The organism is Streptomyces sp. ISL-10 (assembly GCF_018614575.1).
Taxonomy (GTDB): domain Bacteria; phylum Actinomycetota; class Actinomycetes; order Streptomycetales; family Streptomycetaceae; genus Streptomyces.
Window position 1 is genome coordinate 618,381 of sequence record NZ_JAGGOJ010000011.1, and the last position, 23,335, is coordinate 641,715.

Below are 23,335 nucleotides of genomic sequence, written 5' to 3' on the forward strand. Positions count from 1 at the left end.
GAGTTCATATGACTTAACTGGAGTCGGTGACAGGCCCTGGCCACAGGAGCCGGTGACGCGCCCATGACCTGCGGCAGTCGGCCGTAGGATCGGCGACGCTCAGTCCCGTCGGTCGCGCCTGATGCCGGTGACTGCTCAATCCCTCGGTCTCGCCAAGCCTCGGCGACCGCTTGGTCTCGCCAAGCCTCGGCGACCGCTTGGTCTCGCCAAGCCTCGGCGACCGCTCGGTCCCGCCGGACCCTCGGCAACCACTCGGGCCCGTCCGTCCCTCAATCCCGCTCGCAGACGAAGATCGCCGTTCCCGGGATCAGATTTCCCCGCAGCGGCGACCAGCCGCCCCACTCCTGGCCGTTCCACGCCGGCCACTCCGGCTCGACCAGGTCCACCAGCCGGAAGCCGCCCGCCACCACCTCCCGCACCCGGTCGCCCAGGGTGCAGTGGTGCTCGACGTAGACGGCGCGCCCCTGCTCGTCCTGCTCGACATACGGCGTGCGGTCGAAGTACGAGGACGCCACGGACAGCCCCTCGGGCCCGGGCTCGTCCGGGAAGGCCCACCGGATGGGGTGCGTCACCGAGAAGACCCACCGCCCGCCCGGCCGCAGCACCCGCCTGACCTCGCGGAAGACCCGTACCGGATCGGCCACGAACGGCACCGCGCCATAGGCGGAACAGGCCAGGTCGAAAGAGCCGTCCCGGAAGGGGAGCGTCCCCGCGTCCGCCTCTACGAGCCGCACGTCCCCGCCGATGCGCAGCGCGTGCTGCAGCTGGCGGTGGGAGAGGTCGAGTGCCACGGGCCGCGCGCCCTGTGCCGCCAGCCAGCGAGAGCACTGCGCCGCCCCGGCACCGATCTCCAGGACATTCAGGCCCTTGAGGGAGCCGGCCGGGCCGAGCAGTCCGGCCTCTGCCTCGTCGAGCCCCTCCGGGCCCCAGATGAAGCGGTCGTCGCCGAGGAAGGCGCCGTGGTCCTGCTGGTACTCGTCGGCGTTCCGGTCCCACCAGCCGCGGTTTGCCCGGGTGCTCTCCGCGTCTCCGGCGTCACGGCGGGTCGCTTCCGGTTCGAATTCTTGGCTCATCGTCACCGTCGTTGTAGTTTGCGTATCGCCCGCCGTTGGCGGGCGACAACGAGGCCATTGTGGCCTCGGCAAACATTAGTTGTGCCGGGTATGCGGTCTTCTGCCCCGGGTGTGCGGCTTCGCGCATTGACCGTGTCCGGCTGCCCCCGTATGCTACAAGTTGCGCTGCGGGCCTGCGCGCCTCAGACGGAGCAGGCCGCGCTCGCATCTGTATGTATGTCCCCTCGGTTCACGAGGCGCCTCCAGACTCCTGGATCGGCGCTTCCTAGGCTGTCCGGTCTTCTGCAGCTGCGATACGGGCTCTCGGCGTAGCAGTACCTACGACTTCAATGTCCGTACCGGAGCCCTTTCCCACATGACGAGCAGCACCGAGACCACCGCCACCACCCCGCAGGTTGCGGTCAACGACATCGGTAACGAGGAAGCCTTCCTCGCCGCGATCGACGAGACGATCAAGTACTTCAACGACGGCGACATCGTCGACGGCGTCATCGTGAAGGTCGACCGGGACGAGGTCCTGCTCGACATCGGTTACAAGACCGAAGGTGTCATCCCGAGCCGCGAGCTCTCGATCAAGCACGACGTCGACCCGAACGAGGTCGTCAAGGTCGGCGACGAGATCGAGGCCCTGGTCCTTCAGAAGGAGGACAAGGAAGGCCGCCTGATCCTCTCGAAGAAGCGCGCCCAGTACGAGCGTGCCTGGGGCACCATCGAGAAGATCAAGGAAGAGGACGGCATCGTCACCGGTACCGTCATCGAGGTCGTCAAGGGTGGTCTCATCCTCGACATCGGCCTCCGTGGCTTCCTGCCGGCCTCCCTCGTCGAGATGCGCCGTGTCCGCGACCTCCAGCCCTACGTGGGCAAGGAGCTCGAGGCCAAGATCATCGAGCTGGACAAGAACCGCAACAACGTGGTCCTGTCCCGCCGCGCCTGGCTCGAGCAGACCCAGTCCGAGGTCCGCCAGACGTTCCTCACCACCCTGCAGAAGGGTCAGGTCCGCTCCGGCGTCGTTTCGTCGATCGTCAACTTCGGTGCCTTCGTGGACCTGGGTGGCGTCGACGGCCTCGTCCACGTCTCCGAGCTGTCCTGGAAGCACATCGACCACCCGTCCGAGGTTGTCGAGGTCGGCCAGGAGGTCACCGTCGAGGTTCTCGACGTGGACATGGACCGCGAGCGTGTCTCCCTGTCGCTGAAGGCGACGCAGGAGGACCCGTGGCAGCAGTTCGCCCGGACCCACCAGATCGGTCAGGTCGTCCCGGGTAAGGTCACCAAGCTCGTTCCCTTCGGTGCGTTCGTCCGCGTCGACGAGGGCATCGAGGGTCTGGTCCACATCTCCGAGCTGGCCGAGCGCCACGTGGAGATCCCGGAGCAGGTCGTCCAGGTCAACGACGAGATCTTCGTCAAGGTCATCGACATCGACCTCGAGCGCCGTCGCATCAGCCTCTCGCTGAAGCAGGCCAACGAGTCCTTCGGTGCCGACCCGGCCTCGGTCGAGTTCGACCCGACCCTGTACGGCATGGCTGCGTCCTACGACGACCAGGGCAACTACATCTACCCCGAGGGCTTCGACCCGGAGACCAACGACTGGCTGCCGGGCTACGAGGCCCAGCGCGAGGCGTGGGAGACCCAGTACGCCGAGGCGCAGCAGCGCTTCGAGCAGCACCAGGCTCAGGTCATCAAGTCCCGCGAGGCCGACGAGGCCGCTGCTGCCGAGGGTGGCACCGCCGCTCCGGCCGGCGCCCCGGCGGGTGCCTCCGGCGGCTCGTACTCCTCGGAGTCGGACGACAACTCCGGCGCCCTGGCGTCGGACGAGGCGCTGGCCGCCCTGCGCGAGAAGCTGGCCGGCGGCCAGAGCTGAGGCTCTGACCACGGGCTGGTGAACAGCTGACGTGAGGCCCGCTCCCTTTGGGGAGCGGGCCTCACCGCGTTTCCCGGCGCCTTGAGCTCGGACGCCGTGTCCACATCGATGACCGTGGCCGCCCCGGCAGGAGCGGCGAGCAGTGACAGGCCACCGGTGGCGATGGAGGCCACCAGGACGGGGACCAGTTTTCGGGCGCGCATGGGCGTGCCTTCTCGTGGGATGCGAGGTCCAGGGTGTTCTCGTTCATGGTTAACGGATGTGTATGTGAACATGAGCCCACAGGCGCCAGAGACGCCCCATGGGGTGTCAGGGTCTGTACCAGAAGCGGCTGCGTCCGGACCGGGCTGTGAACTGGCGGCCCGCCGCAGCTCGTTCACCGGCGGAACGGGAATGACCGCGCACCATCAGGCGTTCTTCCTCAGGGACACGAGGAGGAGCGGTAATCGTGCTTGATCCGCAGGGTTTGTACGAATGGGAGCCGAAGGGCCTGGCGGTCGTCGACATGGCGCTCGCGCAGGAGTCGGCGGGCCTGGTCATGCTGTACCACTTCGACGGCTACATCGACGCGGGTGAGACCGGCGAGCAGATCGTCGACAGCCTGCTCGCCTCGCTTCCCCACCAGGTGGTGGCGCGTTTCGACCACGACCGGCTGGTGGACTATCGTGCCCGCCGCCCGCTGCTGACGTTCCGCCGCGACCGCTGGAGCGCCTACGAGACCCCGTCGCTGGAGGTACGGCTCGTCCAGGACGCCACGGGCACCCCGTTCCTGCTGCTGTCCGGCCCCGAGCCGGATGTCGAGTGGGAGCGCTTCGCGGCAGCAGTGGCCCAGATCGTCGAACGGCTCGGCGTACGCCTGGCGGTCAATTTCCACGGCATTCCCATGGGTGTGCCGCACACCCGCCCGGTCGGCCTCACCCCCCACGGCAACCGCACCGACCTCATGCCCGGCCACCGCAGCCCCTTCGACGAGGCTCAGGTGCCCGGCAGTGCCGAGTCGCTCGTCGAGTACCGCCTGATGGAGGCGGGCCACGACGTGCTCGGTGTCGCGGCTCACGTTCCGCACTACGTCGCTCGCTCCGCCTACCCGGACGCGGCGCTCGCCGCTCTGGAGGCGATCACCGCCGCGACGGGGCTGGTTCTTCCGGCAGTCGCGCACACGCTGCGCACAGAGGCTCACCGCACACAGACGGAGATCGAGCGGCAGATCCGCGAGGGCGACGAGGAACTCGTGGCACTCGTTCAGGGCCTTGAGCACCAGTACGACGCGATGGCCGGCGCCGAGACCAGGGGCAGCCTGGTCGCCGAGCCCGTCGACCTGCCGTCCGCGGACGAGATCGGCCGCGAATTCGAGCGCTTCCTCGCGGAGAGGGAGGGCGACGCGTAGCCGGCCCGGGGGCCGGACAGGGGCGCGCGGCGCTCACGTAGGCTGCGCGCATGCTGAAAGTGGGCCTCACCGGTGGAATCGGCGCCGGGAAGAGCGAAGTGTCCCGGCTCCTTGCTTCGTACGGCGCGGTGCTCATCGACGCCGACCGGATCGCGCGTGAGGTGGTCGAGCCCGGCACCGAGGGACTCGCGGCCGTCGTCGACGCCTTCGGACCGGACATCCTGACGCCCGAGGGCACGCTGGACCGGCCCAGGCTCGGGGCGATCGTCTTCAACGCCCCCGACCGGCTCGCCACGCTCAACGCGATCGTGCACCCGCTGGTGGGCGCGCGCTCACGTGAGCTGGAGGCCGCCGCGGGTCCGGATGCCGTGGTGATCCACGACGTACCGCTGCTCACCGAGAACGGCCTGGCGTCGCTGTACGACTTGGTGGTCGTCGTGGACGCCACGCCCGAGACACAGCTCGACCGCCTGGTACGGCTGCGGGGTATGAGCGAGGCCGACGCCCGGGCGCGGATGGCGGCGCAGGCCACACGTGAGCAGCGGCTGGAGATCGCCGACCTCGTCATCGACAACGACGGTCCGCTCGCGGAGCTGGAACCGCAGGTCCGCAAGGTGTGGGACGAACTGACCCGCAGGGCCTCCGCCGGGCGGTAGCCACGCCTCCGGCCCGTCGGTGCGTACGCCGCCTGGCGGGAACGGTCCGTCGCGGGTTCACGTGGCCGGAATACCGCTGCGGCAGGCGGTGTTGAAACAACGACGTGAGGGGAAGGATCGCAGCGTGCCCAACAGCAACCCGGAGACGCACGTCATCGACTACCGCGCGGCCGAGCAGTTGCTGGCCGCGCGTGATCCGCGTGGCGCCGTGAAGCTGCTCGACTCAGTGATCGCCGCCCACCCGGAGAACACCGCCGCGCGGCTGCTGCGCGCGCGGGCCTTTTTCGCCGCGGCGCAACTGCGCCCTGCCGAGCTCGAATTCGAGCTGGTCCTGGAGCGGGAGCCGGACAACGCCTTCGCCCACTTCGCGCTGGCCCGCACCTTCGAGCGCTCCGGTCGGCCCGAGCAGGCGAAGCGGCACTTCCGTCTGGCGGCAGCGCTGGATCCCAATCCGGAGTACCTGCGGGCAGCCCGCTTCGACGGCGAGTCCTGACATTCGACCGCCCCCGGGGCCCGGCCTCGTCCCCGAGAGGCGGCGGGCCCTCGCTGGCGGTTCGGGCCCAACGCGTCAGCCGTGATCCGGTTCGTACGGAGGAACGTCCCGGCCGGGCTGATAGTGCGGTCCCTGGCGCATGTGCCGGATGACCATGACCACGTCCACGGCGACGACCAGGAACAAAGCCCCGAAGGCGGCTGCCCAGCCCGGGCGCCCGGCCCATGCGAACACAGCCGTGCCGGCCGCGGTCCAGATCAGACCCCAGACGCCGAGCCAGAGCCGCAGCCGCAGGGGACTGCGGGCGGTGATCGGTTCGTTTCCGGTACGCATAGCCGTCACATCTTCCACCCTTATCCCTCTGTGTACCCGCGCGGCGAAGACCTACGTGTCCCTGGCTCTGGGCAGAGCGGCAGAAGGACGCGGACGGTCGGGAACGATGGGTCCCCGGACCGCAAAGAAGACAGGGGAGAGGGCGGACCGGGCTTCGACAGGATCGGGTACGGCGACTGGTACGTGTACCTGGTCGGTGGTCTGGAACTCGCCGGTGCCGTCGCTCTCGTGATCCCGATCCTCGCCGGTGTCTCCGCAATCGCTCTGATGGGGCTGATGATCGGCGCGTTCGTCACCCAGATCACCGTCTCGACGGCGAGTACGCGATCACCCCCGTGATCTTCTTCGTCCTCCTGGCGATCGTGGCACGCGTCCGCCGCGACCGGACCGTCTCTGTCGTCGCCTTGGTGCTGCACGGGCCGACGGCCGGCACTCGCGGATGAGGGCTCGTCCTCAGGGCATAACGGTCATACCGTGGTAGTGCAGTCTGCGGCCCGACAACAGGGGGTGCCCCCATGGTCGAGGAGCTGGTGGTGGCCGGCATTGCCGCCCTGACGGGAGGCGTCGCCTATGCGATGGCGGCCGCCCGCGTGGTCAGGCAGTACGAGCGGGGCGTGGTCCTCCGGCTCGGTCGGCTGCGCCGTGAGGTCCGCACGCCCGGATTCACCATGATCATTCCGATCGTCGACCGGATGCACAAGGTGAACATGCAGATCGTCACCATGCCGGTGCCCGCCCAGGAAGGCATCACCCGCGACAACGTGACGGTGCGCGTCGACGCGGTCGTGTACTTCCGGGTCGTCGACGCTGCCAACGCCATTGTCGAGGTCGAGGACTACCGCTTCGCGGTGTCGCAGATGGCGCAGACGTCACTGCGCTCGATCATCGGCAAGAGCGACCTGGACGACCTGCTCTCCAACCGCGAGAAGCTCAATCAAGGCCTGGAGTTGATGATCGACAGCCCCGCCGTCGGCTGGGGGGTCCAGATCGACCGCGTGGAGATCAAGGATGTCTCGCTGCCCGAGGCCATGAAGCGCTCGATGGCGCGGCAGGCCGAGGCGGACCGCGAGCGCCGGGCGCGAGTCATCAACGCCGACGCCGAACTGCAGGCGTCGAAGAAGCTGGCGGAGGCCGCCGGGGAGATGTCGAAGCAGCCCGCCGCCCTGCAGCTGCGACTGCTCCAGACCGTGGTCGCCGTCGCCGCCGAGAAGAACTCCACACTGGTCCTGCCCTTCCCCGTCGAGTTGCTGCGCTTCCTGGAGCGTGCCCAGCAGCCCGGTGCCCAGCCCGGGGCCGTGGGCCAGCCCGCTCCTCAACAGCAGGTGACGGGCGGCGGGACCGCGCACGAGCCGGTACCGATCGCGCCCGAGGTCCCCGATGCGGGCCAGGCACCGCTTGCGCCCGAGGTCCCCGATGCGGGCCAGGCACCGCTTGCGCCGGAGGGGCAGGGTCGGGAGCAGCGGGGCGCTCCGCCGGCCGATGGGCCGTCCGGCCACCGGCCCGCACCGCCCACGACATCCACCCCTGCCGCGTGAGTGTGCGCAACTGGTCCGCTCGCCAGGGCCCTGGGGCTCGCCAGAGTTCTGGGCAGACATCGCCGTCCTGAGCCGGCGATGCACACCGGTTGCCCGATTCCGCGCTCTGGCGCGCCTGGCGAACGGGGGCCGGGCCATCGACGGGTTATCGACCGCAGACGCGGGCCCGGTCCGGCACGGCGCGCGTCCGGTCGTCCCGGGCGGCGAAGTTGCAGGTCAACAGGGTGCCGGGGTCGATTGTCAGACCCCGCCCGTAAGGTCATGGATCCAGTGACTGATACGTCGCCGGCGACCTGCGGGAGGAGGTGACCTCATGGGCCCGGATCTTGCGTTCTCCATCGAGATGCGTGCTGACCAGGCGCGTCCGCTGCGGCGGTGTGCGGCGGTCTTCCTGCCCGGAGCCCTGCCCCGTCAGGGACGGATCGCCTTCTGGGGCCCGGACGGGGACGAGGTGACGGGTGCAGACAGCGAGCTCACCGTCGTCGGGGCGCACGGCGCGGGCGTGCGCAGCCGTACCGTTCCCGCCAGGATCCTGTCCGTCGCCGATGCGGCCCCGCTGCTCATGCAGGCCCGCCACGACCCCTTCGCCCATCCTGCGGCCGCCTGCTGGGGCGCCGCCGTGCTGCACGCTCTGCACCTTGTCGCACGGGGTCGCCTGATGCCGGGCCTGACCGCGACCGATCACGACGCCTGGCGGGCCGGTCCGCTCGACGCGGACGACATCGCCCAACTGCGCGCCATCGCGGCCGCCATGCCGTACGAGGCGTACGCCGCTCCGGTTCCGGGCATCCGGCCGCTGTCCCTGCCCGAGCCCGAGGCTCTCGTGCGGCAGTTCTTCGACGCGGTCGCCGACACCCTGCCGCGCACACCGGCTGCCGCACACGCCGCGGGTGCGCCGTTCGCGGCTTCCGGTGCACAGCATCTGCCCGGCGCGCGCGAGTGGGCCGCCGAGGCCGCCGCGGGCATGGACGCGGGTGTACGGGTCTCCCTGCGCCTGGACCTCTCCGCGTTCGAGCTCTTCGACCAGGCCGAGGAGGACGGGGCGCAGCCCAGCGCCGGAGCCGCACTCGTGCAGGTGCACAGCCTGGCCGACCCGACGCTGGTCATGGACGCGGCCCCGCTGTGGGCCGGGGCCGGTGACGAGCAGTTCGGGCCGCGGGCGCGGATCGACGCGATGCTGGCACTGCGCCGCGCGGCACGCGTCTGGTCACCGCTCACCCGGTTGCTGGAGATGGACGTGCCGGACGTCCTGCCGCTGACCGAGGACGAGCTGTACGAGCTGCTGGGGCCCGGGGCCGCCCGCCTGGACGCGGCGGGCGTGGCGGTGCACTGGCCGAAGGAGCTCGCGCGGTCGCTCACCGCGGCCGCCGTCGTGCGGCCCGCACCGGGATCGGCCACCGACGGCACACCTTTCTTCGACAGCGAGGAACTGCTCAGGTTCAACTGGCAGCTGGCGTTGGACGGCGATCCGCTGACCGAGGGCGAGATGGACGCGCTCGCCGAGTCGCACCGGCCAGTCGTGCGGCTGCGCGACCGGTGGGTGGTGGTCGACCCCGACCTCGTACGCAAGGCGCGCAAGCGCGAGTTGGGCCTGCTGGAGCCAGTGGACGCGCTGGCCGTGGCGCTGACCGGCACGGCGGAGGTGGACGGGGAGACGGTCGAAGCGGTGCCGACCGGGGCGCTCGCCGCACTGCGCGACCGGCTCACCGCGGCGTCGGAGCCCGTGAGTCCACCCGAGGGACTCGCCGCGACCCTGCGCGACTACCAGCTGCGCGGTCTGGCCTGGCTGGACCTGATGACATCGCTCGGCCTCGGTGGCTGCCTCGCCGACGACATGGGTCTCGGCAAGACGGTCACCGTCATCGCCCTGCACCTGCGAAGGGCGCGCCGCGAGCCCACCCTGGTCGTCTGCCCGGCCTCCCTCCTCGGCAACTGGCAGCGAGAGATCGCGCGCTTTGCGCCCGGCGTCCCCGTACGCCGCTTCCACGGAGCCGACCGCACACTGCCGGCTTCCGACGGGGGCTTCGTCCTGACCACGTACGGCACGATGCGCACCAGCGCGGAGCCGCTGGCCGGGCACCGCTGGGGCATGGTCGTCGCCGACGAGGCCCAACACGTGAAAAACCCCTTCTCCGCCACCGCCAAAGCCTTGCGGACGATCCCCACACCCGCGCGCGTGGCCCTCACCGGCACCCCCGTGGAGAACAATCTCTCCGAGCTCTGGGCGCTGCTGGACTGGACGACGCCCGGGCTGCTCGGGCCGCTGAAGGCGTTCCGCGCCCGGCACGCCCGCCTCGTGGAGAACGGCGAGGACGACGAGGCTGCCGAGCGCCTCGCCCGCCTGGTGCGGCCGTTCCTGCTGCGCCGCCGGAAGTCCGACCCGGGCATCGTGCCGGAACTGCCGCCGAAGACGGAGACCGATCATCCGGTCCCGCTCACCCGCGAGCAGGCGGCGCTGTACGAGGCGGTCGTGCGCGAGACGATGGCGGCCATCGAGGGCGCGGAGGGCATCGCACGCCGCGGCCTGGTGATGAAGCTGCTCACCGCGCTGAAGCAGATCTGCAACCACCCCGCTCAGTTCCTCAAGGAGCACGGCACGGGATACGGGCAGCCTGCGGGCCCGACCGGTCTGTCGGGCCGCGGCTCGGGATACGGACGGGGCGCCGGCCCGGCCAGGCTGTCGGGCCGCTCCGGGAAGCTGGCGCTCCTCGACGAACTGCTCGAGACCATCCTGTCCGAGGACGGCTCCGTCCTGGTGTTCACCCAGTACGTTGCCATGGCCCGACTGCTCTCGGACCACCTGGCGTCCAGGGCGATCCCGAGCCAGATGCTGCACGGCGGCACCCCGGTGGCGGAGCGGGAGCGCATGGTGGACCGCTTCCAGTCGGGCGAGGTCCCGGTGTTCGTCCTCTCCCTGAAGGCCGCGGGCACGGGGCTCAACCTCACGAGGGCCGGCCATGTCGTCCACTTCGACCGCTGGTGGAACCCGGCGGTCGAGGAGCAGGCGACCGACCGGGCCTACCGCATCGGCCAGACACAGCCCGTGCAGGTCCACCGGCTCATCGCCGAGGGCACGGTCGAGGACCGGATCGCCGAGATGCTCACCGCCAAGCGGGCGCTGGCCGACGCGGTGCTCGGTTCCGGCGAAGCCGCCCTCACCGAGCTGACCGACCGCGAGCTTGCCGATCTCGTCTCGCTCAGGAGGCCGTCATGAGCCCGTCCACGCGGCCGCGTCACGGCCACAGGTCCACCGCGCGCACGGATCCCCGCCACGACGACCTTCGCCGCACCTTCCCCGCCCTCGACCCCTGCGAGGGCGAGGAGATCGCCTCCACCTGGTGGGGAAACGCCTGGGTGGAGGCGCTGGAGGCCGCCGCCCTCGACCGGGCTCGCCTCGAACGCGGCCGCGTCTACGCCGGCCGGGGCAGCGTCGCGTCGATCACCGTCACACCCGGCCGGGTCACGGCGTACGTCCACGGCAGCAGACCGCGCCCCTACCGCACCGAGATCCGCCTGCGCACCCTCGGCGAAGACGACTGGGACGAATTCCTCGCCGCCGCATCGGCCCGCCCCGACCACATCGCCGCCCTGCTCGACAAGGACGTCCCGCATGCTCTGGCGGACGCCGCCGACCTGCTGCCGACGCCTGGTGACCTGATCCCGGACTGCTCCTGCCCCGACGACGGTTACCCCTGCAAGCACGCGGCCGCGCTGTGCTATCAGACGGCCAGGCTGCTCGATGAAGACCCGTTCGTGCTGTTCCTGATGCGCGGGCGGGGCGAACGGGACATCCTCTCCGCCCTGTCCCGGCGCAACGCGACCCGATCCGCCGCCGAGCGTGCCGCGGTAGCGGCCGAGGCACCCGTGGCGAGGGTGCCCGCCCGCGAAGCCGTCGCGGCGAGAGAACTGCCCACGCTGCCCCCGCCGTTCCCGCTGCCCGCCCGGCCCGGCCGTCCGCCCGCTTATCCGCACGCGCCCGGCGCACCCGACCCGCTCGCGCTCGACCTCCTCGCCGGTGAGGCGGCGGCACGCGCCCACACCCTCCTCGCCACCGGCAAGGACCCCGTAGCCCGGCTCACCCCCTGGCAGGACGCCGTCCGCCTGGCCGCAGCTCACCCCGGCTCCGGCCTGACCGCCTCCACCCGCGCGCTCTACCGCGACCTCGCCGCAGCGGCCGACCGCACATCCACCGACCTGGCCCGGGCCGTCGCCGCCTGGCGCCAGGGCGGACTTGCCGCACTGCGCGTCCTGGAAGAGCCCTGGGACCCGCCCGCCGGGCCCTTCGACCGGGCGAGGCCCGCCCTCGCCGCGGCCGACTTCCCGCACTTCCGGCCCTGGCGAAACCAGCTCTCCTCGCGCTCCTTCCAGCTCCGCCTCGGCCGCGACGGCCTCTGGTACGGCTACGAGTCGGATCCCGGCCGTGAGGACTGGTGGCCTCGTGGCACACCCGACACGGACCCCGTCGGAGCTCTCACCGCGCTGGTGGGCGGATGACCCGGCCAGGGGAGGGCGGCAGCCGCCCGCCGACTCAGAAGTCGGCGAAGGCCGATTCGTCGAGCCGCGCCACCGAATCCTGCGCGTACGCCTGCACATACGCCTCGCGGACCGCTTGGATCAGCGGATCGCGATGACGCGCCTCGGTGGCCGGGTAGAGCAGGATCAGTTCGTACGAACGTTCCCGCTCGATCGTTCCGTTGGAGTCGCGCCATTGGCCGCGGCCTTCCTGGACCGTCAGCCCGTCGGGGAAATGCGGGGTCACATTGCGGTCGATGAAGGACATGAACTGAGCGTCCGTCACGTCCGGTCCTCCGTCGGGACGCTCCGTCCCGAAGAACAGCCGCGTCTCGACATAGCGTTCGCCGCGCTGCGGCTCGGTGGGGGCGGACGAGGCGATGGTCACGGTCCGCTCGCTGTCGAGGCCGGCCTGGGCGGTGGGCGTCGCGACCGCCAGTACGGCGATGGCGGCGCCCACGGCGGCGAGCAGCGTCCGGTGCTTCACGGAGCGGCTGAGGGGGCGCGACGGGTGCGGGAAGGACAACGGAGGATCCCTTCGTTCGGTTGGTTCCATTCGGTTCGGTCCGGACCGTGACGCCATGGCGCCGCACAGCACGGGTCGGCGCGCACCGGCCTGCCGGAGGACGGCCTTCACTGTGGCAATCGCACCCAGGTCACGACCGGCGGAACGCCGACGTCGTCCGGAAACCACCCGCATGAGCGGTGCGTCGCTCGCCCACACCGGCGCCGAGCCGCTGGCGTTCGCAGCCGGCGGGCGCGGCCACGGTGCTCGGCGGCCTCGCTCTCTACCGCCGCTTCCGCCCCGCGCAGGTCTGCCGATCCGCACGGCCGTTCACCGCACCGGGCGGTCCTTCTCCCGAGGCGGTCCGCCACGACGCCAGAACGGCATCGATCTCCGCGGCCACCCGGGCCCGTGCCTCGTGGCGGTCGACCCCGGCCGTGAGCAGGGCGTCGTAGCCGGTGTCGAGATGCCGCACCGACGCCCGTACCGCGGCCGTGACCGCTCCTTCCTCCAGGGACCGGCCGGCCGCGGTCCTGCCCACCCGGCCGCTGCCCCGCACCGACGCGTGTGCCGCTATACCGACTGCCCGCTCGGCGGGACAGCGGGGGAACAGCCGCACGATCTCCGCCGCCAGGGCCGCCGTGAACCGCACGTCCTCGGCCGCCCGGCGCACGGCGTCCCGGGGCCGGCGGCGGGCCCGCGCCTCCGCGTCGGCCAGGCAGACCGACTCGGCGCGGGCGAGCGCGGCCTCCTCGACCAGCAAACCCTGGCGCTCGTAACGGCTGTGGCGGCGGTTGAGGCGGACCACAACCGCGAACAGTGAACTCCCCTCGCGTGCCCGGCGCGTGAGCGCAGCGCTTCCCCGCGGCAGATACACCAGGTGCCCGAGGTCGGCACAGTCCAGGCAGACGGGGACGCCGGTCTCCAGCACGTGCATCTCCAGCGGCCCTTGGCGGCACTCCGCGCAGTGTCTGCCCTTGAGCGGCTGGATCACCACCAGACCCATATCGGCAGCGTACCCAGCGGGTACCCTCCGCTCTCATGACGCTGCACTGTGCCGTGCTCGACGACTACCAGGACGTCGCGCTCACCCTTGCCGACTGGTCCTCGCTCCCCGGCACCGTCGAAGTCCGCTCCCTCCAGGAGCACTTCACCTCCGAGGAAGCTCTTGCCGCCGAGGTCGGCGACTGCGAGATCCTCGTGGTGATGCGCGAGCGGACCCCCGTCACCGCCTCGCTGCTCGCCCGCCTGCCGCGGCTGAGGCTCCTCATCACCTCGGGCATGCGCAACGCCTCCATCGACCTCGAGGCGGCCGCACGCCACGGCGTCACCGTCTGCGGAACCGCCAGCAATTCTGAGCCTCCCGCCGAGCTGACCTGGGCGCTCATCCTGGGGCTCGCACGTCATGTGACGACGGAGAGCGCGGCGTTGCGCGGTGGCGGGCCGTGGCAGTCCACCCTCGGCACGGACCTGCACGGCAGCCGGCTGGCCCTGATGGGCCTCGGGAAGACGGTGCCCAGGTCGCCCGGGTCGGTCATGCCTTCGGCATGGATGTCATGGCATGGAGTCGAAACCTCACCGACGAACGGGCCGCCGAACACGGCGTCGTACGGGCCGCGTCGCTCGAAGAGCTCCTGGAAGCGGGCGATTTCGTCTCCGTGCATCTGCAGCTCTCCGACCGCACACGCGGACTGATCGGGGCCGACGAACTCAAGCGGATGCGCCGCACCGCCTACCTCGTCAACACCTCACGGGCCGCGATCGTCGACCAGATCGCGTTGGTGCAGGCCCTTCGGGAGGGGTGGATCGCGGGTGCGGGCTCCGATGTCTTCGCCCACGAGCCGCTGCGCGCCGACGACCCGCTGCGCACCGCACCGAACTTCCTGGGCCTGCCCCACCTGGGATATGTCACGCGGCGCAATTACGAGGGGTACTTCCGGGAGGCGGTGGAGGACATCGCCGCGTACCTCGCGGGCAGCCCGTTCCGCACGCTCGTCGACCCGGCCACGGCCTGAGCGACCAGCCGCTGATCGGGGCAGCCGGGCACCGCCCCTAACGCACGCCGGGCGCCGCGGCGCCGATGAACTCCGACAGCGTCTCGCGTGCCTGCTCGGAGCGCTGCGCGCGGTCCGACTCGTCCGGTGCCTCGTGCATGCAGTTGGTGACCTCGAAGGCGGCCGCGGCCAGCTCCAGCGCCTGCGGGTCGTCGCACACCAACTGCACACGGATCAGTGCCTGATGCGCGCTGGAGCGCAGCCGGTACGAGTCGATGCGGGCCTCCTCGGCCGCGGCGCTGCCCGGAGCCTCCAGTGCCCGGTGCCAGCGGTCGTTCTGCCCGCGCCGGTAGTCGACGAGCGCGCCCGCGAAGGCGCTGTACGCCGAGATCCGCTCCTGGCGCAATTGCTCGGCGCGGGTGAGGGCGGCGCTGCGTTCGGCGGTCTGGCGCTGGAACAGGTGGGTGGCCACCGATCCGAGCAGAGTGCCGATGACCGCGATGACGGCTGTCCACATGTGCGCGCTCCTGAGCTGCGGTGAATCGTGTGGGCGGCCGGTGGCCGCCGGCTTCACCCTGTGGCGGAACCCATCAGATCATCGCAGTGGAGAACGACGTCAAGAGCGAGGTCCGTCCGTCGTCATCGAGAGCAGCAGCGACACCAGCCGCAGCCCCGGCAACACGAGAGGCACGACCACCAGGGCGATCAGGGGCCCTTGCGGCGAGGCCGTGCTCCCGCCGTGATCGTCACCACGCCCTTGCGGGCGGCCGCGCGCATTCCCCGATGAGCACCACGTCACGTCCCGCCTCCACCTGCACGCCGCCGATGACGATTTCCGACAAGTGTGATGTGCACAGGCGGGCGTGGTGCGGACCACCTGCCGCTCATGGCAGGGTCGGGTCCATGGGAAACGAGGAGGCCGCCCGACTGTGGGCGCAGCTGTCACCGGCGGCGCGGGAACGCGTCGACGCGGAAGTCGTCGGGCGCCGGAGGCTGCACGCGGTGCTCGCGCTGCGTGAGGCGTTCCGGGAGGCGGGCAGCCCCGCGCCCGGTCTGTACGCCTGCCAGGCCGTGGTCGCGGCACGCGGCGAGGACCTCGCCGACCGGCTGGAGCCACTGCCGCCACCGGACGACGTGCCCACACTCCTCGCCAGGGCGGCGGACCTGCCCGGCGCGCCCCTCGCCTTCGAGGCCGAGTGGGACGGGGACACCCAGGGCTGGATCGCCGATCTGTACGCGGTCCTGCCGGAGCCGGCAGGCCGGGTGCGCATCGGCTCCTTCCGCGACGGCGGCGATCTGTACGGCAGGGCCACCGAGGCAGGTTGCGCGCTCGGCGCGCGTTTCGCGGTGCCATTCCGCTTCTGTGCCGGCGACGGCCCTGGCGACGGTCCTGGCGACGTCCCCGCACCGGCCGGGTGATGATCCGGTCGGGTGATGATGGAGCGTGCGACTCGAAGCGATCACTTGGGATCGGCTGGCCGAGGCCGTGGCCGAGCGGGCGCTGCGGACCACCGCCGAGGACGGCAGCCCCTGGCTGCGCATCGGCATCGACGGAGCGCCCGCCGCACGCCCCGGCGAGCCCGCGGAGCGCATCGGCGACGCGCTGCGGCTGCGCGGGCGCAGCGTTCTCGTGGTCGGCACGGGCGGGTTTCTGCGGCCCGCCTCGCTGCGCTACGAGTACGGGCGGGAGGACCCCGACTCGTACTACGGCTCCTGGTTCGACACGGGCGCCTTGTGGCGGGAGGTCTTCGGGCCCCTGGAACCGGGTGGGTCCGGGCGTGTGCTGCCGGATCTGTGGGACCCGGCGACGGACAGGGCGACGCGTTCCCTCCGCGTCGAACTCCCGCCGGGCGGGGTGCTGTTGCTGCACGGGCCGTTTCTGCTGGGCCACTGGTTCCCGTTCGATCTGACCGTGCATCTGCGGCTCTCCCCGGGCGCGCTGGAGCGCCGCACCGACAGGCAGGAGCGCTGGACGCTGCCGGCGTACGCGCGCTACGAGGAGGAGGTCCGGCCCGGGGAATCGGCCGACGTGCTCGTACACGCCGACGATCCGCGCCACCCCGCGTGGGGCGGGCTGCCGTGACAGGCCGCGACGCGCGCCTCTCGGGTTCACGCCACCCCGCGTCGGGCGGAAATGCCCTGACAGGCCGCACGCCCACGACCGCGCCCTCGTGTGTTTCAGGGCCGGCCGCCGACCAGCGTCACCGCCCTGGCCCCGGCCCGGCAGCCCTCCGCCGCGGCCGTGCGGGCGTCCGCGCCCGCCAGGCGGGCGGCGAGGAACGCGCCCGTGAACGCGTCGCCCGCGCCCGTCGTATCCACCGCCTCGGCCGCTTCGGCCGGGACGCGTGCCGTGACCCTGCCGGACTCGGCGAGCAGTGCGCCCCGTTCTCCCAGCGTCACCACCGTGAGGGGCACGACGCGGCTGAGCTTTGCGGCGGCGTCGGCGGCATCGGGCAGTCCGGTGAGCAGACGCGCCTCGTCCGCGTTGGGGAACAGGATGTCCGCGCCGTGGAGGGCCGAGAGCATGCGCTCGATGCCCAGTCCGGCGATGAAGCCGGCCGAGGCCGGGTCCACGCTCACTGCAATGCCCCTCTCCCGTGCCGACCGCATCGCCAGCCCGGCGGCCTCCCCGCTCGTACCGGAGAACAGCAGATAGCCCGAGAGGTGCAGATGGCCGACTCCGTCCAACAGGGCCGGTGACCAGTCGCCGGGGCTCAGCCGGAGCACCGCGCCGCTGTCCGTGAGGAAGGTGCGCTCGGCTCCCTCGTCGACGAGGGCCACGACGGTGGCGGTGGGGGCCTCCGCGTCGGGCACCAGGTGCGCACGCACTCCCGCGGCCGTCAGCCGCTCGGCGTGCCACGCCATGTCCTCCTCGCCCGCGCGGGCGAGGAGCCGTACGTCGGCGCAGCCCCAACGGGCCGCCCAGCAGGCGACATTGGCCCCGGCACCGCCCGGCAGGATGCGGATGCGGGCGGCCGTGTCCGTGCCCCGCGCGAGCGGCGTGCGATGGCGTGCCACGACATCGGTGACGACGTCGCCGACGACGAGCAGCCCGGGCGAGTGGGTCCCCCTGCCGCCGCCCGTCATGCGTAGGCCGCCGCGATGCGCGCCGCCAGACGTACGTTGCCCCGCACCGCCGCCAGGTTGGCCTCCAGTGACGCACCGTCCGTGTAGCGCATCAGCCGTTCCAGCAGGAACGGAGTGACGGCCTGCCCGGTGACTCCCTCCTCTTGGGCCTCGCGGAGCGCCCGCGCGAGCACCCGGTCGTGCAGCTCTGGGTCCAGCTGGTCCTCGGGCGGGACCGGGTTCGCCACGATCAGGGCGGAGTACGGCTCGGCCAGCAGGTCTTTGGCGTGCATGACCGCCGCGACCTCCTGGGGGGTGCCGACGGTCCAGTCGACCGGTTCGCCCGACGACGTCAGATAGAAGCCGGGAAAGCGGTCGGTCCCGTAGCCGACGATCCCCACACCGAGCGTCTCCAGGCGCTGCAGCGTGGCCGGGACGTCCAGGATCGACTTGACGCCCGCGCAGACCACGGTGAGGCCGACCTGCGCGAGCAGCCGCAGATCGGCCGACTCGTCCTGCGTCTGCGTCCACCCGCGGTGCACACCGCCGAGCCCGCCGGTAGCGAAGACGGCGATGCCCGCTCTGTCGGCGAGGAACGCCGTGGCGGACACCGTCGTCGCCCCGCTCGCGCCGGTCGCGAGGGCAGGGCCCAGGTCGCGATGGCCCAGCTTGCGCATGCCCGGGTCGGCCGCGACACGCTCCAACTCCGCCTTGCCCAGGCCGATGTGCGCCCGCCCGTCGAGCACGGCGATCGTGGCAGGCACGGCTCCCTCGGCCCGTACCAGCTCCTCCAGCTCATCGGCCACGGCCAGATTGCGGGGGCGGGGCAATCCGTGCGCGATGATCGTCGACTCCAGGGCGACGACGGGCGCGTCGGCGTCGAGCGCCTCCCGTACTTCTTCGGACACCGTTATCGCGGTCTTCAGCATGTCCCATCCCTGGCACGGCGGCGGGCCGCCCAAACGTCGCGGGGCAGCCATGCGCGGCCCAGCGGGACAGGCTTCCTCCCGTCAACTACTGGGGCGGGACGTTCGCACGCGACGACAACCGCTTCTACGCGGCCGTCTCGACACACGGCCGCACGCATCTCGTGGAGGGCGACATGGGCGCATGGTCGGCGCGGGCGCTGCGGGAGAACGTCGAATGGTCCTCCCTGTCCCCGGACGGCACGCGGCTGGTCTTCAAAAAGAAGGTCCGGGACGACCCGCGCCGCCCGTGGCGTCTGCACGCCCTTGACCTGCGCACGATGCGTGAGCGCCCACTGGCGGAGACCCGCGGCGTGGACGACCAGGTCGCCTGGCTGGACGACGAGAGGGCGGCCTATGCGCTCGCACCGGGGGACATCTGGTCGGTCCCGGCATCCGGGGCCGGCCGGCCGGCCCTGCTGGTCCGGGGGGCGACGTCACCGCCGCCGGTGAGGTGACCTGTCCCGGGCGGCCGGGTCTGCCGGGGTCGCCCACAGATGAAGCCCGGCCGTGCCTGGCGGCCCCGCGCCCGTCCGATCGGGCCGTGGGCGGCGAGGGCTCCGGGGCGGAGCCCCGGCTCCGCAGGGCGCGGCGGCCCGGCCCGAGTCCGCCCCTGTCCCACGGCAACGCACCGGCCTGGTCGCGCGGCCCCGGCTCGCGTCCACACCTGGCGCCCTTCCTGGCACCGGCCCGGCTCACGCCCGCGCGCGCCGGGGCACCTCCTGACACCGCCCCGGCTCACGCCCGCGTGCGCGCGCGCCTCACCGCCAGCGCGGCCATCGGGAGCAGCAGCACCGCGCCGATCGCGTTCAGCCAGCCGTAGCCTGCCTGGGCCACCACCAGGCCCGCCGCCGCCCCGCCCAGTCCGGCCGCCGTGTTCATCGTCAGGTCCGACAGGCCCTGGACCGCCGCCCGCGCCGGCTGCGGCACGGAGTCCGTCAGGAGCGTGGATCCGGCCACCAGGCCCGCCGACCAGCCGAGGCCCAGCAGGAACAGGCCGGCCGCCGTCCGGCCGTGGCTCGGGCCCGCCGTGCCGGCGAGCAGCGCCGCTGTGCTGAGCAGGCCGGCCGCCAGGCCGATCACGGCCAGTCGGCCGATACGGTCGGCCAGCCAGCCCATCACCGGCGAGAACGCGTACATGCCCGCGATATGGCCGCTGATCACCAGGCCGATCAGCTGGATCCCGGCACCGTGGTGGCTCAGCGCGACCGGGGTCATCGACATGATCGACACCATCGCGGTGTGCGACACGGCGACCGTCACGAGGGCCAGCTGCGCCATGGGGGAGTCGCGTACGGCCCGTACCCCCGCACGCAGCGAACGGCCCTCGGGGGAGCGGTCGCCCGGGGACAGCGCACGGGCTGTCAGCAGCGGGTCGGGCCGCAACATGACCAGCACGAGCACCGCCGAGACGAGGAAGACGCCCGCCGCCCAGAGGAACGGACCCGCGGCCGCCGGAATGCCGATGCCGGACACACTGCGTCCGGCGGGTGAGGCGATGTTCGGGCCGAGCACCGCCCCGATCGTCGTCGCCCACACCACCGTGGAGATCGCCCGCCCGCGCCGCTCCGGTTCGGCCAGATCGGCCGCGGCGAACCGGGCCTGGAGATTCGCCGAGGAGGCCGCGCCGAAGCCGGCCATGCCGAGCAGCAGGAGCGGGAAGTTGTCGACGACGGCGGCCACCACGACCACGCCCGCGCCCAGTGCCCCGATGAGGTACGCCAGGACCAGACCCGGCCGCCGTCCTCGGGCGGTCATCAGCGCGGCCAGCGGCATCGAGAGCAGCGCGGTCCCGGCCACGGTCGCGGTCGGCGCGAGCCCGGACAGGGCCTCTGTGCCGCTGACATCCTGCGCCAGTACCGCGGCCAGCGCGATACCGGTGGCGACGCCCAGGCCGCCCAGGATCTGGCTCGCGATCAGCACGGCGTTGATACGGCGCCGCAGCGCCGGGAGCTCGGCGGCCCCGATGCCAGGGGCCTTGGATATGTCAGGAGCGTCAGGGCTGATGGTCACTTGGCGCAGTGTGCCAGCGGCCACGCCCGGACGAAACCGTGTATTCCAAGGGCGTCCGCGCCGGGGTGTCGGGGCGGACGCCCAGCCCGAGCGACCGACCGTGCTGGCTGGGGGACCGCGCGGCCGTGCCGGGTGCGGACGACGGCCCCGAGCGACCGCGCGGCCATGCCGGCTGCGGACCGTGTCAGAACAGCGGCTCCGGCAGCACGCCCTCCAGTGCGAGCAGCCTGCGCTTGGTCTCCAGGCCCCCGCCGAAGCCGCCGAGACCTCCGCCCGTCTCCACTACCCGGTGGCACGGCACCACGACCGGCAGCGGATTGGAGCCCATCGCCGCCCCGACCGCCTGGGCAGCACCCGGCTGGCCGACCCGCGCCGCGAGGTCCCCGTAGCCGACGACCGTCCCGTACGGCGCGGCGGCGAGCAGCTCGCGCAGCACCTGGCGGTTGAATCCCGCCGACAGCGACCAGTCCAGCGGCAGGTCGAACTCCCGCAGACCACCCTCGAAGTACGCCCGCAGCTGGCGTATCGGCTCGGCGAGCCGACCGGTCGCCGTCTCGACCGGTCCGGCCCCGAGACGGTCCGCCAACTGCTTCAGCGCCCGGTCCCGCACTGCGGGCCGGGCATGGAACACCACGCTCACGAGACCGTCGGCGGTCGCCGCGAGCAACAGCGGCCCGATGCCCGTGGCGACGACGCTCCACTCGAAGGTGTTCCTGCCGGTGGTCTTCATACGGACCACCGTACGGCCGGGCACCGACATCGAGGCCGGGCCCGGTGCCGAAGCGGCCCTCAGCCGACCGCGTCCCGGACGACGTCGGGGTTGTTGGTGATGATCCCGTCCACCCCGAAGGCGTCCACGCGCACGGCGCCGGCCGCCTCGTTCACGGTCCAGGTGTTGACCCGCAGAGGCTTGCCGTGCGCGCCCTTGAGCGCGTGGACGGCCGCGACGTACTCGGCGGTGAGGGAGGTGTGCGTGGGGTTGATCTGGTCGGTGAACGCCGCGTACGCCGGCAGATCGGCGACCGCCGGCGTACCGAGGAAGCCGGTGGTGACGTCGGGCCGCCGCTGGTGCACGGCCCTCACGCTGTCCGCGCCGAAGCTCTGGATGACGAGCCGGCCCGCCACGTGCCGGCGGTCCAGCCAGCCCTCCGCGCCCAGCACCCGGAGTGTGTCCAGCTCGATGCCGGGGTACAGCTCGGGCTTCTTGATCTCCAGAAGGAGTTTCTGGTTGTTGGCGTCGACGCGGTTCAGGTACTGCTTCAGCGTGGGCACCCGCGCTCCCGCCCACGTGGCGCCGCGCCAGCTGCCCGCGTCGAGGCGGGCGATCTCGGCGGCGGTGAAGTCCTTCACCTTCCACGGGGCGCGGTCGGGGAAGAGCTGCTCCACGTCGGTGGTCCGGGCGAGTGAATCGTCGTGCACGACGACCAGTTCGCCGTCCTTGGTGCGCTGGACGTCGTTCTCGACCCACACGAATCCCATGCTGTCCGCGAGATCGACCGCCGCGAGGGTGTTCTCGGGGGCGTAGGCGGAGGCACCGCGGTGGGCGATCACGAGGGGTTCGTCGTGCTGCGCGGCGGCTTCGGGCGTGGCCGAGGCCGAGCCGGGAGCCAGGAACGCGGCGATTCCGAGTGCGGTCGCGGCCAGGGCTGTGACGGGGCGTGCGTGCACAGGATTTCCTCACGTCGTCGGGTCACGGACGGGCCGAGAGTGACAGTTGTCGGTCAACGCGGGACAGGCGAAGTATGGCCACAGCGTGAACGGATCCGCCCGCCGGAGACCGCACTCCGCGCGGATGTCGACAAATCGCCGCCCCGGCGTTTGCTTCCCGTTCCCTTGGCCGTACTCTCGCCCACAACCGGACGTTCCCTGTCGATCGCGGGGGTCACAGGGGAACGTCGGGCGCGGGCGCAGGGGATCACGCGGTTGAAGGGCCAGGGGATGCAGGGCACGGTGGACGGTTTCGGCTACGGCCTCGTCACCCCGGTGGCGGCCTATCTCATGGCATGCCTGGGCGGCGCCCTGGGCCTGCGCTGCACCACGCGGTCCGTGCGCGACAACGGCCGCTTCAAGGCCGGCTGGCTCGCGCTCGGCGCCACGGCCATCGGCTCCGGGATCTGGACGATGCACTTCATCGCGATGATGGGGTTCACCGTCGAGGAGGTTCCGATCAGCTACGACAGGCCGACGACCTACGCGAGCCTGGCGGTGGCAGTCGTCATGGTCGGCATCGGGATATTCGTCGTCGGCCACCGCGGCACATCCGTGATGGTGCTCGTCACCGGCGGAACGCTCACCGGGCTCGGCATCGCCTCCATGCACTATCTGGGCATGGCCGGAATGCGACTGCAGGGCACCCTCGAATACGACACCCTCACCGTGGCGCTCTCCGCGGTGATCGCCGTCGTCGCGGCGACCGCAGCGCTGTGGGCGGCGGTGTCCGTGCACGGCTTCCTGGCCAGTCTCGGCGCCAGCCTCATGATGGGCTTCGCCGTGAGCGGCATGCACTACGTCGGGATGGCGGCCGTGAGCGTCCATCTGCACCCGGTGATCGACCTGGCGGCCGCGGGTGAGTCTCCGGCCGGCCTCCTCACGCCCATCCTCGTCGGTCCCGCCGTCTTCCTGCTGCTCGCCGCTGTCGTAGTGATGTTCGACCCGCTGCTCGTGCTGGGCGAACCGGAACGGGGGTGGAGCGCCCGCGACGGGGGCCGGCGCACGGGAGTCCCGGCCGGCCGCGGGACGGTGCCGAGCCGTCGCCCGGCCGCCTGGGCCGCCGACCGCGACCGGGCTCGTGACCGCGACCGCCGCCGACGTCTCACGGGGCGTGCCGACGGCCGCTGAGCACCGTTCCAGGGGGCGTGGCGACCCAGCACGGCGGGAAAGCTGCTGGTCGGAACGGGTCCGGCCGGCGATCGGGACCTGGCGGACCGGGGATCCGGGCGGTTCAC

The 23,335-nt window shown here is 72.0% G+C and carries 22 protein-coding genes and 1 pseudogene; 13 read left to right on the forward strand and 10 right to left on the reverse strand.

What is annotated here, in order from left to right; translation table 11 throughout:
* Positions 1-269: 269 nt before the first annotated feature.
* Entirely contained in the window at positions 270-1,073 is an 804-nt protein-coding gene (locus tag J7E88_RS15415) for a class I SAM-dependent methyltransferase (protein WP_215181196.1), read from the reverse strand.
* Positions 1,074-1,428: 355 nt separating this feature from the next.
* Here J7E88_RS15415 and rpsA point away from each other — a divergent pair, with 355 nt between their 5' ends.
* From rpsA to J7E88_RS15435, 4 genes are all read left to right on the forward strand, one after another.
* The gene (rpsA, locus tag J7E88_RS15420; RefSeq protein WP_215181198.1) at positions 1,429-2,931 is read left to right on the forward strand and encodes a 30S ribosomal protein S1; all 1,503 of its coding nucleotides are present in this window, start codon (positions 1,429-1,431) and stop codon (positions 2,929-2,931) included.
* Between the two features lie 448 nt (positions 2,932-3,379).
* Complete coding sequence (locus J7E88_RS15425) at positions 3,380-4,318, forward strand: PAC2 family protein (RefSeq protein ID WP_215181200.1); 939 nt, start codon at positions 3,380-3,382, stop codon at positions 4,316-4,318.
* Positions 4,319-4,368: 50 nt separating this feature from the next.
* Positions 4,369-4,974 (forward strand): dephospho-CoA kinase, encoded by a 606-nt coding sequence (gene coaE, locus J7E88_RS15430; protein WP_215181202.1) that lies wholly within the window; start codon positions 4,369-4,371, stop codon positions 4,972-4,974.
* A 124-nt stretch (positions 4,975-5,098) separates the two neighbouring features.
* On the forward strand, positions 5,099-5,467 hold the full coding sequence (locus J7E88_RS15435) for a tetratricopeptide repeat protein (protein ID WP_215181204.1): 369 nt from the start codon (positions 5,099-5,101) through the stop codon (positions 5,465-5,467).
* A 75-nt stretch (positions 5,468-5,542) separates the two neighbouring features.
* On the opposite strand, the gene J7E88_RS15440 is transcribed toward J7E88_RS15435, so the two are convergent.
* Positions 5,543-5,800, reverse strand: coding sequence for a DUF6343 family protein (locus tag J7E88_RS15440; protein ID WP_215181206.1), 258 nt, complete (start codon positions 5,798-5,800; stop codon positions 5,543-5,545).
* A 183-nt stretch (positions 5,801-5,983) separates the two neighbouring features.
* On the opposite strand from J7E88_RS15440, the gene J7E88_RS15445 reads away from it, so the two are divergent.
* The 4 genes from J7E88_RS15445 (at position 5,984) to J7E88_RS15460 (ending at position 11,829) form a co-directional block, all read left to right on the forward strand.
* Entirely contained in the window at positions 5,984-6,139 is a 156-nt protein-coding gene (locus J7E88_RS15445; RefSeq protein WP_215181208.1) for a DoxX family protein, read from the forward strand.
* A gap of 176 nt (positions 6,140-6,315) precedes the next feature.
* Positions 6,316-7,335 carry a slipin family protein gene (locus tag J7E88_RS15450; protein WP_215181210.1) on the forward strand — a complete coding sequence of 340 codons (1,020 nt, stop codon included), beginning with the start codon at positions 6,316-6,318 and terminating at the stop codon, positions 7,333-7,335.
* A gap of 343 nt (positions 7,336-7,678) precedes the next feature.
* Positions 7,679-10,549 carry a DEAD/DEAH box helicase gene (locus J7E88_RS15455; RefSeq protein ID WP_215181565.1) on the forward strand — a complete coding sequence of 957 codons (2,871 nt, stop codon included), beginning with the start codon at positions 7,679-7,681 and terminating at the stop codon, positions 10,547-10,549.
* Positions 10,546-11,829 carry an SWIM zinc finger family protein gene (locus J7E88_RS15460; protein ID WP_215181212.1) on the forward strand — a complete coding sequence of 428 codons (1,284 nt, stop codon included), beginning with the start codon at positions 10,546-10,548 and terminating at the stop codon, positions 11,827-11,829. Before J7E88_RS15455 ends, J7E88_RS15460 begins: the two co-directional genes overlap by 4 nt.
* 34 nt (positions 11,830-11,863) lie before the next feature.
* Here J7E88_RS15460 and J7E88_RS15465 read toward each other — a convergent pair whose 3' ends face one another.
* Together J7E88_RS15465 and J7E88_RS15470 are read right to left on the reverse strand one after the other, a co-directional pair.
* Entirely contained in the window at positions 11,864-12,403 is a 540-nt protein-coding gene (locus tag J7E88_RS15465) for a DUF3574 domain-containing protein (protein ID WP_215181214.1), read from the reverse strand.
* A 232-nt stretch (positions 12,404-12,635) separates the two neighbouring features.
* A complete protein-coding gene (locus J7E88_RS15470) occupies positions 12,636-13,358 on the reverse strand; it encodes a DUF2293 domain-containing protein (RefSeq protein WP_215181216.1) in 723 nt (240 codons plus the stop codon).
* 35 nt (positions 13,359-13,393) lie between these two features.
* On the opposite strand from J7E88_RS15470, the pseudogene J7E88_RS15475 reads away from it, so the two are divergent.
* A pseudogene (locus J7E88_RS15475) lies at positions 13,394-14,367 on the forward strand (D-2-hydroxyacid dehydrogenase family protein).
* Positions 14,368-14,404: 37 nt separating this feature from the next.
* Here J7E88_RS15475 and J7E88_RS15480 read toward each other — a convergent pair.
* Complete coding sequence (locus tag J7E88_RS15480) at positions 14,405-14,863, reverse strand: hypothetical protein (RefSeq protein WP_215181218.1); 459 nt, start codon at positions 14,861-14,863, stop codon at positions 14,405-14,407.
* 386 nt (positions 14,864-15,249) lie between these two features.
* Here J7E88_RS15480 and J7E88_RS15485 point away from each other — a divergent pair, with 386 nt between their 5' ends.
* A complete protein-coding gene (locus tag J7E88_RS15485) occupies positions 15,250-15,765 on the forward strand; it encodes a hypothetical protein (protein WP_215181220.1) in 516 nt (171 codons plus the stop codon).
* 25 nt (positions 15,766-15,790) lie between these two features.
* Complete coding sequence (locus J7E88_RS15490) at positions 15,791-16,429, forward strand: uridine kinase (protein WP_215181222.1); 639 nt, start codon at positions 15,791-15,793, stop codon at positions 16,427-16,429.
* Positions 16,430-16,524: 95 nt separating this feature from the next.
* On the opposite strand, the gene J7E88_RS15495 is transcribed toward J7E88_RS15490, so the two are convergent.
* Together J7E88_RS15495 and J7E88_RS15500 are read right to left on the reverse strand one after the other, a co-directional pair.
* Positions 16,525-17,433, reverse strand: a complete 909-nt coding sequence (locus tag J7E88_RS15495) for a carbohydrate kinase family protein (RefSeq protein WP_215181224.1) — start codon at positions 17,431-17,433, stop codon at positions 16,525-16,527.
* Positions 17,430-18,341: a pseudouridine-5'-phosphate glycosidase gene (locus J7E88_RS15500; protein WP_215181226.1), complete on the reverse strand. Its 912-nt coding sequence runs from the start codon at positions 18,339-18,341 to the stop codon at positions 17,430-17,432. The genes J7E88_RS15495 and J7E88_RS15500 overlap by 4 nt, the downstream gene beginning before the upstream one ends.
* 173 nt (positions 18,342-18,514) lie before the next feature.
* Here J7E88_RS15500 and J7E88_RS15505 point away from each other — a divergent pair, with 173 nt between their 5' ends.
* Complete coding sequence (locus tag J7E88_RS15505; RefSeq protein ID WP_374196276.1) at positions 18,515-18,835, forward strand: hypothetical protein; 321 nt, start codon at positions 18,515-18,517, stop codon at positions 18,833-18,835.
* A 280-nt stretch (positions 18,836-19,115) separates the two neighbouring features.
* On the opposite strand, the gene J7E88_RS15510 is transcribed toward J7E88_RS15505, so the two are convergent.
* From J7E88_RS15510 to J7E88_RS15520, 3 genes are all read right to left on the reverse strand, one after another.
* Positions 19,116-20,390, reverse strand: a complete 1,275-nt coding sequence (locus J7E88_RS15510; RefSeq protein ID WP_374196277.1) for an MFS transporter — start codon at positions 20,388-20,390, stop codon at positions 19,116-19,118.
* Between the two features lie 184 nt (positions 20,391-20,574).
* Entirely contained in the window at positions 20,575-21,120 is a 546-nt protein-coding gene (locus J7E88_RS15515; protein ID WP_251022585.1) for a methylated-DNA--[protein]-cysteine S-methyltransferase, read from the reverse strand.
* A 59-nt stretch (positions 21,121-21,179) separates the two neighbouring features.
* On the reverse strand, positions 21,180-22,058 hold the full coding sequence (locus tag J7E88_RS15520; protein ID WP_215181230.1) for a glycerophosphodiester phosphodiesterase family protein: 879 nt from the start codon (positions 22,056-22,058) through the stop codon (positions 21,180-21,182).
* A gap of 270 nt (positions 22,059-22,328) precedes the next feature.
* Between J7E88_RS15520 and J7E88_RS15525 the strand changes: the two genes are divergently transcribed.
* On the forward strand, positions 22,329-23,228 hold the full coding sequence (locus J7E88_RS15525) for an MHYT domain-containing protein (protein WP_215181232.1): 900 nt from the start codon (positions 22,329-22,331) through the stop codon (positions 23,226-23,228).
* The last annotated feature ends 107 nt before the right edge of the window (positions 23,229-23,335 follow it).

Coding starts and splice junctions, on each gene's coding strand:
- J7E88_RS15415 (WP_215181196.1), bottom strand. CDS start 1,073: ATGAGCCAAGAATTCGAACCGGAAGCGACCCGCCGTGACGCCGGAGAC.
- rpsA (WP_215181198.1), top strand. CDS start 1,429: ATGACGAGCAGCACCGAGACCACCGCCACCACCCCGCAGGTTGCGGTC.
- coaE (WP_215181202.1), top strand. CDS start 4,369: ATGCTGAAAGTGGGCCTCACCGGTGGAATCGGCGCCGGGAAGAGCGAA.
- J7E88_RS15440 (WP_215181206.1), bottom strand. CDS start 5,800: ATGCGTACCGGAAACGAACCGATCACCGCCCGCAGTCCCCTGCGGCTG.
- J7E88_RS15450 (WP_215181210.1), top strand. CDS start 6,316: ATGGTCGAGGAGCTGGTGGTGGCCGGCATTGCCGCCCTGACGGGAGGC.
- J7E88_RS15455 (WP_215181565.1), top strand. CDS start 7,679: ATGCGTGCTGACCAGGCGCGTCCGCTGCGGCGGTGTGCGGCGGTCTTC.
- J7E88_RS15460 (WP_215181212.1), top strand. CDS start 10,546: ATGAGCCCGTCCACGCGGCCGCGTCACGGCCACAGGTCCACCGCGCGC.
- J7E88_RS15465 (WP_215181214.1), bottom strand. CDS start 12,403: ATGGAACCAACCGAACGAAGGGATCCTCCGTTGTCCTTCCCGCACCCG.
- J7E88_RS15470 (WP_215181216.1), bottom strand. CDS start 13,358: ATGGGTCTGGTGGTGATCCAGCCGCTCAAGGGCAGACACTGCGCGGAG.
- J7E88_RS15480 (WP_215181218.1), bottom strand. CDS start 14,863: ATGTGGACAGCCGTCATCGCGGTCATCGGCACTCTGCTCGGATCGGTG.
- J7E88_RS15485 (WP_215181220.1), top strand. CDS start 15,250: ATGGGAAACGAGGAGGCCGCCCGACTGTGGGCGCAGCTGTCACCGGCG.
- J7E88_RS15495 (WP_215181224.1), bottom strand. CDS start 17,433: ATGACGGGCGGCGGCAGGGGGACCCACTCGCCCGGGCTGCTCGTCGTC.
- J7E88_RS15500 (WP_215181226.1), bottom strand. CDS start 18,341: ATGCTGAAGACCGCGATAACGGTGTCCGAAGAAGTACGGGAGGCGCTC.
- J7E88_RS15505 (WP_374196276.1), top strand. CDS start 18,515: ATGGGCGCATGGTCGGCGCGGGCGCTGCGGGAGAACGTCGAATGGTCC.
- J7E88_RS15515 (WP_251022585.1), bottom strand. CDS start 21,120: ATGAAGACCACCGGCAGGAACACCTTCGAGTGGAGCGTCGTCGCCACG.
- J7E88_RS15525 (WP_215181232.1), top strand. CDS start 22,329: ATGCAGGGCACGGTGGACGGTTTCGGCTACGGCCTCGTCACCCCGGTG.